The following is a 14,966-nucleotide window of genomic DNA, read 5'->3' as shown; positions in this document are numbered from 1 at the left end:
TGCAATTCGATCTTTATCGTAAGTATCTAATTTAGGTTGCCGGGGCGTTAATCGACGTGGCGCGCACGGCACACTCAAGCGAACACAGGTGTTTTCACGGAGTGATCGCGCGTGTTGGTAAATGCCGAGCGAGGTGAAGCGGTAAACGTCTCGTCAACGCGAATGGTGAAGGAACTCTTGACGGCACGTATCAATACGGGACGCTGGTGTGGTTCCCGGTATTGCGCGAAGCCGGGCGATGACAGTGAGTGTGTGGCGCGAGGCGCATGCAACACGATCGTCATTGCGAGGAGCACTTGCGGCGAAGCAATCCAGAATCGTTCCGCGGAAGGACTCTGGATTGCTTCGCGGAGCCTGTCATCGGGCCGCGCTTCGCGCGGACCCGTTGGCTCGCAATGACGACGTGGAGGAAGCACTGCTCAATAAAAGAGGCGGGGTTTGACCCCGCCTCTTTCATTCCAGCATTCTAATTCTACTTACGCCTGGCTCGCGATCTCCTTGCCGAGCGCGGCTTGCGCGGCGGCGAGGCGGGCGATCGGCACGCGGTAGGGCGAGCAGGAGACGTAATCGAGGCCGATCGTGTGGCAGAAGGCGACGGAAGCGGGATCGCCGCCGTGCTCGCCGCAGATGCCGACCTTGAGCGAGGCCCGCGTCTTGCGGCCGCGCGCGACGCCGATCTTGACGAGCTCACCGACGCCTTCCTGATCGAGCGCGATGAAGGGATCGACCGAGAGGATACCCTTCGCCACGTACAGGACCGAGGAAGCTCGCCGCGTCGTCGCGGCTGATGCCGTATGTCGTCTGCGTGAGATCGTTGGTGCCGAACGAGAAGAACTCGGCGGACTGCGCGATCTCGGCCGCGAGCAGACAGGCGCGCGGCAGCTCGATCATGGTGCCGACCTGATAGGCGAGCTTCGTATTGGTCTCGCGCATCACCGCCTGTGCGGTGACATCGATCCGCGCCTTGACGAGGTCGAGCTCGGCCTTGGTCGCGATCAGCGGCACCATCACCTCGAGACCGACGGCCTTGCCGGTGCGCTTCTGCGCCTCGACCGCCGCCTCGAAGATCGCACGCGCCTGCATCTCGGCGATTTCAGGATAGGCGATTGCGATGCGGCAGCCGCGGAAGCCGAGCATCGGGTTGAACTCCGAGAGCTCGCGGGCGCGGTCGGCGAGGCGCCTGGGGTCGGTGTTCATGGCGCGCGCCACTTCCTCGACCTCGGCATGGGTGTGCGGCAGGAACTCGTGCAGCGGCGGATCGAGCAGGCGGATCGTGACGGGCAGGCCCTTCATGATCTCGAACAGCTCGACGAAGTCGGCGCGCTGCATCGGCAGCAGCTTCGCGAGCGCGGCACGGCGCGACTGCTCGTCCTCGGAGAGGATCATCTCGCGCACCGTGCGGATGCGCGTCTCCTCGAAGAACATGTGCTCGGTACGGCAGAGGCCGATGCCTTCCGCGCCGAACTTGATCGCGGTGTGCGCGTCCTCCGGCGTATCGGCATTGACCCGCACGCCGATCTTGCGGACCTGGTCGGCCCAGTTCATCAGCGTGCCGAACTCGCCGGACAGCTCCGGCTCGATCATCGGCATGCGGCCGGCGAGCACCTGGCCGAGCGAGCCGTCGATGGTGATGACGTCGCCGGTCTTGAAGGTGCGCGAGCCGATGTTCATGGTGCCGCGGCCGTAATCGACGCGGATGGTGCCGCAGCCGGAGACGCAGGGCTTGCCCATGCCGCGCGCGACCACCGCCGCGTGCGAGGTCATGCCGCCGCGCGTGGTCAAGATGCCTTCGGCGGCATGCATGCCGTGAATGTCTTCCGGGCTGGTCTCGATGCGGACCAGGATCACCTTGCGTCCGTCGGCCTGGAGCTTGGCCGCCTCGTCCGAGGAGAACACGATCTCGCCGGAGGCAGCGCCAGGCGAGGCCGGCAGGCCGGTCGCGATCACGTCGCGCTTGGCATTGGGATCGATGGTCGGATGCAGGAGTTGATCGAGCGAGGCCGGATCGATGCGCGTCACCGCTTCCTTCTTCGAGATCAGGCCCTCATTGGCGAGCTCGACCGCGATGCGCAGCGCCGCTTTCGCGGTGCGCTTGCCGCCGCGGGTCTGGAGCATCCAGAGCTTGCCCTGCTCGACCGTGAACTCCATGTCCTGCATGTCGCGGTAGTGCTTCTCGAGCAGCGTGTAGATCCGCGTCAGCTCCTTGAAGGCCTCCGGCATCGCCAATTCCATCGACGCCTTGTCGGAGCCCGATTCCTTGCGCGCCTCCTCGGTGATGTCCTGCGGCGTGCGGATGCCCGCCACCACGTCCTCGCCTTGCGCGTTGATCAGGAACTCGCCGTAGAGCTTGCTCTCGCCGGTCGAGGGATTGCGCGTGAAGGCAACGCCCGTCGCCGAGGTCTCGCCCATGTTGCCGAACACCATGGCCTGCACGTTGACCGCGGTGCCCCAGGATTCCGGAATGTCGTGCAGCTTGCGGTAGGTCACCGCGCGCGCGTTCATCCAGGAGGAAAACACAGCACCAATCGCGCCCCAGAGCTGGTCGTGCGGATCCTGCGGGAACTCCTTGCCGGTCTCGCGCGCGACCGCGTCCTTGTACTTGCCGACCAGCTCGACCCAGTCGTCGGCGGACAGATCGGTGTCGAGCGTATAGCCCTGGCCGTCCTTGAAGGTGTCGAGGATCTCCTCGAAATGATGATGCTCGAAGCCGAGCACCACGTCCGAATACATGGTGATGAAGCGGCGATAGCTGTCATAGGCAAAGCGGCGGTCACCCGACAGCTCGGCCAGCGCTTCCACGGTCTGGTCGTTGAGGCCGAGATTGAGCACGGTGTCCATCATGCCCGGCATCGAGGCGCGCGCGCCGGAGCGCACGGAGACGAGCAGCGGGTTCTTGGTGTCGCCGAACACCTTGCCGGTCAACTTGCCGACATGCTCCAACGCCTTCTCAACCTGAGACTGCAGTTCCTTCGGATAGGTTTTGTCGTGTGCGTAAAAATAGGTGCAGACCGAGGTCGGGATGGTGAAGCCCGGAGGCACCGGCAGGCCCAGATTGGCCATCTCGGCGAGGTTGGCGCCCTTGCCGCCGAGCAGGTCACGCATTTCCGAGCGGCCCTCGGCCTTGCCGTCACCGAATGTGAACACCCATTTGCCGGCCTTGGCCGCTGCTGGCGCCGCTTTCGCGGGCGTAGCCTTCTTCGGTGCGGGCTTCGCAGCGACCTTCGGCAGAGCCGCCTTGGTCACAGCCTTTGCCGCCGGCTTGGCAGCGGGCTTGGCGACCGGCTTCGGCGCTCTCTTGGCCAGCGCCTTGCGGGCCGGCGGCGCGGCCTTCGCCGCGGCGGAGGACTTTGATTTCGCTGGGATTTTCGCTGGCATTTTCTTCGGCTTCGAAGCGGCTTTGGCCATAGCTTGCACACAACCTGCGAGAGGAATGGGAAATCGCGGGCCTTACACCATTTTGGGCGGGCCCGCGCAAGACGGACAGTTCCGAAAAGTGAACGCCTAGAGGTGGAGCCACTTCAGGAGCCCGAGCCCGATCGCGCCGTTCACGATGAGGAAGATCGCGACGATCAGATTGAGGAGTTCGCGGCATGATCAGGATGAGCACGCCCGCAATCAACGACAGGATCGGCGAAATGTGGGCGACGGTGATGTGCATGAATTATCTTTCTGTGGAGGTGGACGAATCGCGGGCGGATCATAGCGGTCCCGGTTCCGCGAGTAGAGACGCGTAAGACCGATGCGAGTTCCCGGCTTCGCGAAAACTGCCCGAAATTGCCGCGGATACGGCAGGCCCTTTCCCGGAACATTGCGAAGTCGCATGCATTGGCAACCGACTGCGCCACTGGCGCTTGCCGAACATCACTTCGAAGGAGTTGCCCATGCGAAACAGGATTCTTGCCCTCGCGGCGCTGTGCGTTGCGATCGGCTCGCCCCTCGCGGCACAGGCGCAAAGCGATGTCACGGTGGGACGCGCGCCCGCCGTGGTCGACAGCAGCCCGACCATTGCGGCCGACCAGCGGCTGGCCTTCCGCGACTATGTCGTCGAACAACGTGTGCCGCCGTTCCGTATCCCGGATCGCGTGGTAGTCGGCGCCATCTTACCCGAGAGCGGCATCACCTATTATGACGTGCCGCAACGTTTCGGCGCCACCACCTATCGCTACACCGTCGTGAACGGCGAGACCGTGCTGGTCGAGCCGCGCTCGCGCCGCATCGTCGAGGTGCTGAACTGAGATCGACGACCTGAGATCGACTAGATGTCCGGCGCGCCACATCAGGCTGGCGCGAGCAGTGTTAATCGGACATCAGGCCCCGCCCGGTCCTCCCCCCGCCGGGTGGGGCTTTTTTGTGCCACAGCAATAGCTGTCATTCCGGGACACGCCGAAGGCGTGGACCCGGAATCGATCGGGCCGCAGCGCATGAGGATGAATCGATTCCGGGGCTCGCGCTCCGCGCGCCCCGGAATGACAGGCTCCTGCGCGATCAGTCCTGGATCTTCGAGAAATCCGCCACCGCCCGCGTGGCGCTGCGGATCTCGTTCAGCAGCTTCAGGCGGTTCTCGCGCACCTTCGCATCGTCGTCATTGACGCGAACCTTGTCGAAGAACGCGTCGACCGGCGGACGCAGTTTCGCCATCGCGCTCATCGCGGTGGCAAAGTCTTCCTTGGCGACGGCGGCGCTCGCTTCCGCCTTGACCTCGCCGATCGCCTTCGCCAGCGCCTTTTCCTCGTTGAGGCTGTAGAGCGCAGCATCCGGCGCGCCGTCGAACGTGCGCTTGTCCTTCTTCTCCTCGATCGAGAGGATGTTGCTGGCGCGCTTGGTGCCGGCGAGCAGGTTCTTGCCGTCGTCACTGTCGAGGAACTTGCCGAGTGCGTCGACGCGGCGGACGATCATCAGCAGATCGTCCTGACCGCCGAGTGCGAACACGGCATCGACGAGATCGTGCCGCGCGCCCTGCTCGCGGAGTTGGACTTTGAGGCGATCGGCGAAGAAGGAGAGTAGGTCGCTCGGAAGCTTTTGCGCATCGGCCGGCTTGACCGGCAAACCGGCGAGTGCGGACGCCGCCACCTCCATGAGCGACAAACGCAACGCGTTCTCGGCAATCAGTCTGATCACCCCGAGGGCAGCTCTCCGCAGAGCATACGGATCCTTGCTGCCCGTCGGCTTTTCATCGATGGCCCAGAACCCAACCAGCGTGTCGATCTTGTCGGCGAGCGCGACCGCGACGCTCACGGGATCGACTGGCACGCGGTCCGCCGGACCCTGCGGCTTGTAATGCTCCTCGCAAGCTGCGGCCACCGAGACGTCCTCGCCCTGGGCCAACGCGTAATACTTGCCCATCAATCCCTGGACTTCCGGGAATTCGCCGACGACTTCGGTCAGCAAATCCGCTTTCGCGAGCTGCGCGGCGCGCGTTGCCTTGGCGACATCGGCGCTGACCAGCGGCGCGATCTCCGCGGCAAGGCGCTCGATGCGCTTGATGCGCGCGGCCTGGGTACCGAGCTTCTCATGGAACACGATCTGCTCGAACTTCGGCAGCCGGTCCTCGAGCTTGGTCTTCAGGTCAGTCTCATAGAAGAACTTCGCATCGCTGAGCCGCGCGCGGATGACACGCTCGTTGCCGGCGATGATGGTCGCACCACCGTCAGTCGCCTCGATGTTGGCAACGAGGATGAACTTGTTCGCGAGCTTGCCCGTCTTGTCAGTGCTCTTGGGATCGCTGACCACGAAGCACTTCTGGTTGTTACGGATGGTGGCGCGGATGACTTCCGCGGGCGTCGTCAAGAATTCCGGCTCGAACGAGCCCATCAGCACGACCGGCCATTCGACGAGGCCGGCGACCTCGTCGAGCAGGTTCTGGTCCTCGACCAGCTCAAAGCCTTGCGCGAAGGCGAGCTGCTTGGCGTCGGTGAGGATCGCATCCTTGCGGCGCTCAGGGTCGAGCACGACTTTTGCTGCGAGCAGCTTTGCTTCGTAGTCCTCGAAGCGACGCACGGAAATAGCCGCGGGTGCGAGGAAGCGATGGCCGTAAGTGGTCTGGCCGGCCTCGATGCCGTCGACCGAGAATTTCACGACGTCAGGCTCTTCGGTCTCGAGCCCGAAGGTCGCGGTGATCGCGTGCAGCGGCCGCACCCAGTCGAGCGAGCCTGATTTACCCGAGCGCGCCCCCCAGCGCATCGATTTCGGCCAGGGGAAGGTGCGGATGATCACCGGCAGGATCTCGGCGAGCACGTCGATCGCGTCGCGGCCGGGCTTCTCGATCAGCGCGATGTAGAAATCGCCCTTGGGGTCGCGCTGGATCTTGGCTTCCTCGAGCGAAGTCAAACCCGTCGCCTTCAGAAAACCCTGCACCGCCGCATCGGGCGCGCCGATTTTCGGTCCGCGGCGTTCGGTCTTGAGGTCCGGCTGGCGCACAGGGATGCCGTGCACGGTCAGCGCAAGGCGGCGCGGCGTCGCGAACGCCTTGGCGCCCTCGTAGACGAGGCCTTCGGCGACGAGCTTGTCGGTGACCATACGACGCAGATCGTCGGCCGCCTTGGCCTGCATGCGCGCGGGGATTTCTTCCGAGAACAGTTCAAGCAAAAGATCGGGCATCAGGCCGCTCCGCCCGCTTCAGTGTGGATCCAGGCTTCGCCGCAGGCCTTGGCCAGCTCGCGCACGCGCAGAATGTAGCTCTGCCGCTCGGTCACGGAGATCACGCCGCGCGCATCGAGCAGATTGAAGACATGGCTCGCCTTGATGCACTGGTCATAGGCCGGCAGCGCCATCAGATGCTGCTTGCTGTTGCCGCCTTCGCGCCAGCCTGCGTCGAGATATTTCCTGCAGGCCGCTTCCGCCATCTTGAACTGCTCGAACAGCATCGCGGTGTCGGCGTATTCAAAGTTGTGCCGCGAATATTCCTGCTCGGCTTGCAGGAACACATCGCCATAGGTGACCTTGGCGTCGCCGTCGCGACCGTTGAAGTTAAGGTCGTAGACGCGATCGACGCCCTGCACGTACATCGCGAGGCGCTCGAGCCCATAGGCGAGCTCGCCCGCCACCGGCGCGCATTCGAAGCCCGCGACCTGCTGGAAATAGGTGAACTGGCTGACTTCCATGCCGTCGCACCAGCATTCCCACCCGAGGCCCCAGGCGCCCAGCGTCGGGCTCTCCCAATCGTCCTCGACGAAGCGGATGTCGTGCACGGCGGAAGCGATGCCGATCGCGGCGAGCGACTTCAGGTACAGCTCCTGAAGGTTCGGCGGCGACGGCTTCATGATCACCTGGAACTGGTAGTAGTGCTGCATCCGGTTCGGATTCTCGCCGTAGCGGCCATCCTTCGGCCGGCGCGAGGGCTGCACATAGGCCGCGTTCCAGGGCTTTGGCCCGAGTGCGCGCAGGGTGGTCGCCGGATGGAAGGTGCCCGCGCCCATCTCCATGTCGTAGGGCTGCAGGATCACGCAGCCCTGCTCGGCCCAGAACCGCTGGAGTGCGAGGATGAAGCCCTGGAACGAGCGTTCCGGGCGCATATGGGCGGGCAATGAGGCGTCCATCGTCAGATCAGGCTCTCGCGGGGGGTTTTGAATTGCGCGGGACCGTATCGACGGCGGGGATGGGAATCAAGGCGAAGGGGGCTTTCTTACCTCTCCCGCCTGCGGGAGAGGTCGGCGCGAAGCGCCGGGTGAGGGCTTTCTCCTCTTGGGGGTTCTCGCTTGGAGAGACCCCCTCCCCAGCCCTCCCCCGCAAGCGGGAGAGGGGGCGCACCTTGCACGCGGGAAGAGCTACCCCGGGCGGTAAGCTCCGGTCACGGGGTCACGTTTCAGCGTCTGGATGTCCCCCATAGGGGCGGCCTCGGTGACGCGCGACAGGCGCATCTCCTCCAGCTCCTGGTTGATCCGGACAGCGGTCTTGTAGGCCCAGCGGACCACGGCAAGCCCGCCCAGGACGCCCGCGAAAGCGACGAACGGCGGCATCGGTCGATCCTTGTCTAGTGCTCAGCCCCCACGCGTATTGTTGCGCAGATGGACCTGCGCCGCAATCGGAGCGTCGAGGGGCCAAATGGCGCGGGAGTGCGAGCCCTAGAACCCGAATTTCGCCCAAATCGCCCGCGTCTCGACTGCCGAGATCAGCTCATCCGGCAGGCCGGCCATTGATTCCAGGGCCGAAAGCTGCCCCGCGCCGGGCGCTTTCCGGCCCAGAAGGCCAGAGAGGAGCCCGGTCGGCTGCGCGATCACGGGGGTGAGAACCTTCTCGCCATAGCGGGCACGAAGAGTTGAGCGGAGGTCGCCGATGCTATCGGCGAGCCCCAGCGCGATTGCGCTCTCGCCGGCCCAGTACTCGCCCGTGAACAGAGTGTCGTCCGCGCCATTCAGCCGCGCACCGCGGCTCTCCTTCACCAGGGCAATGAAGATCTGGTGGATCTCGCGCTGGATCGCCTTCAGCTTGGCGACGTCATCCGGGTTTTCCGGCAGGAACGGGTCGAGCATCGCCTTGTGGGCGCCGGCCGTGTAGAGGCGCCGCTCGACGCCGAGCCGCCTGATCGCCTCCTGGAAACCAAAACTGCCACCGACCACGCCGATCGAGCCGAGGATCGAAGAGGGATCGCAGATGATCTCATCGCCGGCACAGGCGATCATGTAGCCGCCTGAGGCCGCGACATCCTCGACGAAGACCAGCACGGGCAGCTTCTTCTCCGCCGCGAGCTGCTTGATGCGTAGGTAGATCTGGCGCGACTGCACCGGCGAGCCGCCGGGCGAATTGATCACCAGCGCCACCGCCTTGGCGTTCCGATACGAAAACGCCCGCTCCAGCACCCGGGCGACGGTCGCGAGCGTCATGCCCGGACGCAGCGGCGTCACTGCGCCGATCACGCCGGATAGCCGCACCACCGGCACGATTGCCGCGCCGGGCCGGAAACGCGCCGGCAGATATTGCATGAGCTTGTCGGCCAGGCCGGAACTCTCACGATCGTTCAATTGTTCGGCCATGCCGTTACCTCTGCTTAACCATTTCTTATCACGCGACTGTCATTGGAAGTGGCTGGAACGTGTTTTGCAGATTTTCCGTTGGGAGGCTGCAATGCGGCAGCGGAGAACGCCATGAAAATCTATTTGCTGATGCTGCTGATCGGTGCGCTATTCATGGCGATCCGTCTGACGACGCCGCAGGAGCAGCAGTCGGAATCGCTTCCGCAGTAAGGCCGTCACGGCTCCGCCAGCGGCAACACCGCCCTCCCCTCCAGAATCTCCTTCACCTCTTTTTTAGGCACGCCTGACTCTGTCGTTGAGCATGAGGCCCGGCAGCAGTCGCGCCGGCGCCCGGCCGCCTTTGACCGCGCGCACCAGCACCCGGATCGCGGGCCGTCCGGCTTCCCCATGCACCGGAAGAATCGACAGGCTGCCGAAGCCGCGTGACAGCGCTGCCAGGACGTTCGCGATCCCATCTGCACGCCAGATCAATGTCAGCTCGCCATTCGATCGCAGGATGCGCCGCGCCGCATGCACCCATGCATTCAGCGTCTCGTCGCTCGCGACATGGGCGGTGTGGCGCGCCTGGTCCGGCGACCCGCGATGCCGAGCCGGATCGTTGAAAGGCGGGTTCATCAGCACCACGTCGACGCTGTCGGGCACGAGCCCATGTGCCGCAAACGCCTGGGCATCGGCCGTGACGTCGAGCACGATCGCCTCGGCGGCAATTCCATTCGCCGCAGCGTTGGCCCGCGCAAGCTCCGCCAGCTTCGGATCGATCTCGACCAAGCTGAGGTTGATCCCCGCCACGCGCCGGGCGAGCGCGAGGCCCGCCGCGCCGATGCCGGCGCCGAGATCGACCACGCGATCGCCTGCCCTGGCCTCGGTCGCCGCGGCGAGCAGGATGGCGTCGTGCCCGGCACGATGGCCGGACCGCTTCTGCTTCAGGCGCAACTGCCCGCCGAGAAAGGCGTCCTCGGTGATGTCAGCCGGCGCCTCAATCATCGCCGCGCAGTTCGTGGCTGAGGCCGGCTTCGGTGAGGAGCTGGCGGGCCTCGAGGGCGTCGTCCTCATGGACCAGGATCCGCCGCGGCAAAATGCCGAGCGAGCCCTCGATGATGCTCATGTTCTGGTCCAGCACCAGATGATGGATGTTGGCACCGTCGAGCAGCGCGCCAATCGCCGACACCAGCACCATGTCGTTGGTCCGAACCAGTTCACGCAAAACGCAGGTCTCCTGCCTGAAAAAGGGGATAGCGGCAAATGTCAATGGTTCCGCGGCACTTGCCGCATCCGCCGCCAGTTTCTATTGTCTTTCCATCAGAATAGCCCTTCCGGGGCAAATATTGGAGACCGGCGTGGCCGTCATCGTACCTTTCGAAACTCCCGGCGCGTCGATCGAAGAGCTCGTTGCCCTTGTCGCCGGTGACATGGAGCGCGTCAACGCCACGATCCTGTCACGGACCGGTTCGGATGTGACCATGATCCCGGAGGTCGCCAATCATTTGATCTCCTCGGGGGAAAACGCCTGCGGCCGATGCTGACGCTCGCCATGGCCAACCTCGCCGGCTACACCGGCGACGGCCACATCAAGCTCGCCGCCTCCGTGGAGTTCATGCACACCGCGACCCTGCTCCACGACGACGTCGTCGACGAGAGCGAGATGCGCCGCGGCAAGCTGTCGGCGCGCATGCTCTGGGGCAACGAGGCGAGCGTGCTGGTCGGCGACTTCCTGCTCGGCCAGGCTTTTCGCATGATGGTGGAGGTCGGCTCGCTGCGCGCGCTCGACATCCTCTCCGCGGCCGCTGCTACCATCGCCGAGGGCGAGGTGATGCAGCTCGCGGCTGCCAAGAACACCGCGACCACCGAGGACGAATATCTCGCCGTGATCCGCGGCAAGACCGCCGAGCTGTTCGCGGCCGCCTGCGAGGTCGGCCCTGTCATCGCTAACCGCCCGAAGGCGGAGCAGACCGCCTGCCGCTCGGTCGGCATGAATCTCGGCATCGCCTTCCAGCTCGTCGATGACGTGCTCGACTATGGTGGCAAGAGCGCCAAGCTCGGCAAGAATACCGGCGACGATTTCCGCGAGGGTAAGATCACCCTGCCGGTCGTGCTCGCCTTCCGCCGCGGCAACGACACCGAGCGCGCCTTCTGGATCCGGGCACTGGAGCGCGGCGAGATCGGCGATTCCGATCTCGACCACGCCATCGGCCTGATGAACAAGCACCGCACCCTCGAGGACACGCTGAGCCGCGCCCAGCACTACGGCGCCATGGCGGTCGACGCACTGGCACTGTTCCCCTCTTCGCCGATGAAGAGCGCGCTGGAGCAGGTCGTGGCGTTCTGTTTGGCGCGGTCGCATTAGGTTTTCGCGTTAGGGCATACAGCCGCAACGCTCTCGATGTCGTCCCGGCGAAGGCCCTAGGGCATGCACATATCTCTGAGGCTCCATCCTGCTGCGACGGCGTGGAAGTATTCGAGGCCGTTCTTGAAGGTGATCGGGCCCGGCGGCTTGGACGATGGGTAGCCGTCCCAGCCGCCGAGGCGACCAATGATCCAGGCGGCCCAAGCGAGGCTATCGGGCGGATGTGGGTTCTTTAATCGCTTGCTCCCGGCTTCGAGTTGACGGTTGAGGGCGGTGAGCACGTTAATTTGGCCGTTGTCGAAGGCAGCGAGAATGGGTTGGCGACTGCCATTGCGGGCCTGCAGAAGTTGGATTGTGATGACGGCCGCCTTAGCGGCAATCGCGACCAGCTTGAGAAGGCGATCGGCGGTTCCGATCTGGCTGTCTTCGAGCTTGAAGCCTTGTGTCTTCAGGATGCGGAAGAACTGCTCGATGATCCAGCGTTGCTTGTACCATTGGACGATGCGCCAGGCGTCCTCGATGCCGGTAACCTCGTGAGAGGTGAGAAGCCGCCAGTGCAGCGGCTCGACCCCGGTTTCGGCATTGATCTCGCGCACATCGACCACCGCCAATGGCAAGCTTTCCGGCAGATGGCGCAGGAACTTACTCTGTGGGCGGGCGAGCTCGATTGCGCCAAAGCGAAGTTCGAGGTGAGCCAGGCGGGCGGGCCGCGCGGCGCGCGCAGGCAATTGGATCGCACGCCGATCCACCGCGGCCATGGCATCGCTGACCTCATACAAGCCGCTGCGGTCGGCAAGCTTGCGATCATGCATGCTGCGCGCGATGACGTGGAAGTGTTGCTCGGCCGAGCTGGCATAAAGGGCAAAAATATCGCTCTCGCGGTCACCCAGCACCGTCACCGCTGTGGCCTTGGTGAGGAGCGGCTTGGCCGCCATGGCAGTGGATATCCAGCGCTGCGATTCCTTGTCCGATAACTCCCGATCGTCGTGCGAGGTCGTGCGGCGACCTGTGCGCGTCCATATCTGCCCGCTCAAAAGTCCAAGACAGTTGCCGTCATCGGCATCCACAGCCAGCAGCGGATGCAGCAGCACGCCGTGGTTATTGCCTTTGCCGATTTCTCCGAGCCCGCGCCGGCGTTGCGGTGTGGTGTTGAAGTGGATCTCGCTGGTGTCCTGGATGGCCAGCACGTGGCGGCCCTCTACCGCAGCGACCGTGCTTTCGCTCCAGCTTTCGATGATCCGCTCCACCGTCACCTTGTCATGGCCAAGAAAGCGGTTGAACCGCACTTCCAGCGCGCGGTTCCCCCTGGAGAGCTGCCGAAGGCAGACAGTTTTGCCCACAACCATGCGTTCGACGAACGCCGCCCCCCTTTATCGAGACGACGATCCCCGAACCGGCCCAGCGTCCAGTCAATCCGTGACAACATCGCGGCACCCCGTCCAAATCATGGAGTGCCGCAATACGAATCACACAGAACTCTGATTCTGGAATCCTCCCAGGCCGATCCGAGTCAATCCGCCGCACCAGATATGTGCATGCCCTAGGGCGAAGGCCGGGACCCATACCGCGTGATCTATAGCTAAGCGCGCAGTGTCACCGCGCGACGACACCTTCACTACCGATCTTCGCCAAACTTCTCCCTGTGGTTATGGGTCCCGGCCTTCGCCGGGACGACGATCTTGGGAGGGTGCGCCCACCATCGCAATGACGGAGTGTGGCGCACGACCATCTTGCGCCAACTCGCATTTCAACTCACCCACAGCCCCGCGGTCGCGCCGCTTCCTTACCGGCCTCCACCCGCGCTCACCTAGTAACTTGCATTTTGAAAGTAACTACCCTACCTTCCCGCCATGCAGCCCAAATCCCCCTCCATCCTGGAATGCCCGGTTGGCCGCGCCGTGGAGACGGTCGGCGAATGGTGGAGCATCCTGATCCTGCGCGATGCGTTTCAGGGCGCGACGAAGTTCGACGAATTTTCGCAAAGCCTCGGCATCGCGCCGAACATCCTGTCGCGGCGGCTCGCCCATCTCACCGAGAGCGGCATGTTCGTTCGCCGCCGCTATCATGAGCGGCCGCCGCGCTACGAATATGTGCTGACGGATAAGGCGCGGGATTTCTTTCCCGTGATCGTGGCGCTGCTCGCCTGGGCAACAAGCATCTCGCGCCCAAGGGCGAGTCCATCCTGCTGGCGAACCGGAGCGACGTTCGCCCCTTCGATCCGGTCGTGGTCGACGCCGCCGACATGCGTCCGATCACGCTCACCAATGCAGTCGTCATCGCAGGTCCCCGCGCCAGCCGCGGGATGCGTGCGCGGCTCGCTTCGCTCAAGGCCATGAACCCGGCCGTCGCGCCGGCTGGAGACTGACATGCGTCGTATCGTCGTGACCGGAATGGGCGCGGTGTCGCCGCTTGGCTGTGGTGTCGAACTGTCCTGGCGCCGGCTGCTCGCCGGCCAAAGCGGGCTGCGCCCGCTGCCGGAATGGGCACAGGTACTGCCGGCGCGCATTGCCGGGCTCGTGCCCGACAGGGCCGATGACGCCGAAGGCGGCTTCGATCCCGCACAGGCGGCCGCGCCAAAAGACCAGCGCAAGATGGACCGCTTCATCCTGTTCGCGCTGCTCGCCACCGCAGAAGCGGTGACGCAAGCCAAATGGATGCCGCAAGACGCAGCGGCGCAGGAACGGACCGCGACGATCATCGCCTCCGGCGTCGGCGGCTTTCCGGCGATGGCAGAGGCGGTGCGCATCACCGAGCAGCGCGGCGCCCGCCGGCTCTCGCCGTTCACGATCCCCTCGTTCCTCGCCAATCTCGCCGCGGGTCACGTCTCGATCAAATACGGCTACAAGGGTGCGCTGGGGACACCGGTCACCGCCTGCGCCGCCGGCGTGCAGGCTATCGGCGATGCCGCGCGCATGATCCGCGCTGGTGAGATCGATGTCGCGATCTGTGGCGGTGCGGAGGCCTGTATCGATATCGTCAGCCTCGGTGGCTTTGCGGCAGCACGTGCGCTGTCGAGCGGCTTCAACGACGAGCCCGCGCGCGCCTCACGCCCGTTCGATCGCGACCGCGACGGGTTTGTGATGGGCGAAGGCGCCGGCATCCTGGTGATCGAGACGCTGGAGCATGCGCTGGCGCGCGGTGCAACGCCGATCGCGGAGATCGTCGGCTACGGCACGAGCGCGGATGCCTATCACATGACATCGGGTCCGCCCGATGGCGATGGCGCCCGCCGCGCCATGGAGATCGCGCTCCGGCAGGCCAAGCTTACGCCCGCAGATTTGCAGCACCTGAACGCGCATGCGACGTCGACGCCGGCCGGCGACGAGAGCGAGCTTGGCGCGATCGGCGGGCTGTTCGGCCGTAACCGCGGCATTGCCGTGAGCGCGACCAAATCGGCCACCGGCCATCTGCTCGGCGCCGCCGGCGGTCTCGAGGCGATCTTCACGGTGCTCGCTTTGCGCGACCAGATCGCGCCACCGACACTCAATCTCGACAACCCGGATCCTGGCGCTGATGGCATCGACATCGTCTCCGGCGCAGCGCGGCCGATGCCGATGCAGAGCGCCATCTCCAACGGCTTCGGCTTTGGCGGGGTCAATGCCAGCGTGATCTTCCGCCGGATGGGTTAAACGAGGGGCCTTGCAATCGCGTCA

At 64.8% G+C, this 14,966-nt stretch carries 8 protein-coding genes and 5 pseudogenes; 4 read left to right on the top strand and 9 right to left on the bottom strand.

Annotated features, from left to right (window positions below; genetic code table 11):
* Positions 1–476: 476 nt before the first annotated feature.
* Together ppdK and ACSKB8_RS43475 are read right to left on the bottom strand one after the other, a co-directional pair.
* A pseudogene (gene ppdK / locus ACSKB8_RS43480) lies at positions 477–3,405 on the bottom strand (pyruvate, phosphate dikinase).
* Positions 3,406–3,501: 96 nt separating this feature from the next.
* Positions 3,502–3,658 (bottom strand): annotated as a pseudogene (locus tag ACSKB8_RS43475) (DUF3096 domain-containing protein).
* A gap of 223 nt (positions 3,659–3,881) precedes the next feature.
* Here ACSKB8_RS43475 and ACSKB8_RS43470 point away from each other — a divergent pair.
* A complete protein-coding gene (locus tag ACSKB8_RS43470) occupies positions 3,882–4,235 on the top strand; it encodes a DUF1236 domain-containing protein (RefSeq protein ID WP_091892615.1) in 354 nt (117 codons plus the stop codon).
* 250 nt (positions 4,236–4,485) lie between these two features.
* On the opposite strand, the gene glyS is transcribed toward ACSKB8_RS43470, so the two are convergent.
* From glyS to ACSKB8_RS43440, 6 genes and pseudogenes are all read right to left on the bottom strand, one after another.
* On the bottom strand, positions 4,486–6,597 hold the full coding sequence (gene glyS / locus ACSKB8_RS43465) for a glycine--tRNA ligase subunit beta (protein WP_438111582.1): 2,112 nt from the start codon (positions 6,595–6,597) through the stop codon (positions 4,486–4,488).
* Positions 6,597–7,535: a glycine--tRNA ligase subunit alpha gene (locus ACSKB8_RS43460; protein WP_438111580.1), complete on the bottom strand. Its 939-nt coding sequence runs from the start codon at positions 7,533–7,535 to the stop codon at positions 6,597–6,599. The genes glyS and ACSKB8_RS43460 overlap by 1 nt, the downstream gene beginning before the upstream one ends.
* 228 nt (positions 7,536–7,763) lie before the next feature.
* Positions 7,764–7,955: a hypothetical protein gene (locus tag ACSKB8_RS43455; RefSeq protein WP_091892621.1), complete on the bottom strand. Its 192-nt coding sequence runs from the start codon at positions 7,953–7,955 to the stop codon at positions 7,764–7,766.
* Positions 7,956–8,060: 105 nt separating this feature from the next.
* Positions 8,061–8,969 carry a S49 family peptidase gene (locus tag ACSKB8_RS43450; RefSeq protein WP_091892623.1) on the bottom strand — a complete coding sequence of 303 codons (909 nt, stop codon included), beginning with the start codon at positions 8,967–8,969 and terminating at the stop codon, positions 8,061–8,063.
* A gap of 215 nt (positions 8,970–9,184) precedes the next feature.
* Positions 9,185–9,953 (bottom strand): annotated as a pseudogene (locus ACSKB8_RS43445) (tRNA1(Val) (adenine(37)-N6)-methyltransferase).
* On the bottom strand, positions 9,946–10,173 hold the full coding sequence (locus ACSKB8_RS43440) for a putative signal transducing protein (protein ID WP_080135683.1): 228 nt from the start codon (positions 10,171–10,173) through the stop codon (positions 9,946–9,948). Before ACSKB8_RS43440 ends, ACSKB8_RS43445 begins: the two are co-directional and overlap by 8 nt.
* Before the next feature lie 133 nt (positions 10,174–10,306).
* On the opposite strand from ACSKB8_RS43440, the pseudogene ACSKB8_RS43435 reads away from it, so the two are divergent.
* Positions 10,307–11,313 (top strand): annotated as a pseudogene (locus ACSKB8_RS43435) (polyprenyl synthetase family protein).
* Between the two features lie 56 nt (positions 11,314–11,369).
* Here the strand turns inward: ACSKB8_RS43435 and ACSKB8_RS43430 are convergent.
* A complete protein-coding gene (locus ACSKB8_RS43430) occupies positions 11,370–12,659 on the bottom strand; it encodes an IS4 family transposase (RefSeq protein WP_438103448.1) in 1,290 nt (429 codons plus the stop codon).
* A gap of 504 nt (positions 12,660–13,163) precedes the next feature.
* On the opposite strand from ACSKB8_RS43430, the pseudogene ACSKB8_RS43425 reads away from it, so the two are divergent.
* Together ACSKB8_RS43425 and fabF are read left to right on the top strand one after the other, a co-directional pair.
* Positions 13,164–13,678: pseudogene (locus ACSKB8_RS43425) on the top strand (winged helix-turn-helix transcriptional regulator).
* 1 nt (position 13,679) lies between these two features.
* Positions 13,680–14,942 (top strand): beta-ketoacyl-ACP synthase II, encoded by a 1,263-nt coding sequence (gene fabF / locus ACSKB8_RS43420; RefSeq protein WP_438111577.1) that lies wholly within the window; start codon positions 13,680–13,682, stop codon positions 14,940–14,942.
* Positions 14,943–14,966: the final 24 nt, after the last annotated feature.

It is taken from the genome of Bradyrhizobium sp. BR 1432, assembly GCF_051547705.1.
Lineage (GTDB): Bacteria > Pseudomonadota > Alphaproteobacteria > Rhizobiales > Xanthobacteraceae > Bradyrhizobium > Bradyrhizobium zhanjiangense.
This window is presented reverse-complemented; position numbering and strand designations above follow the sequence as displayed.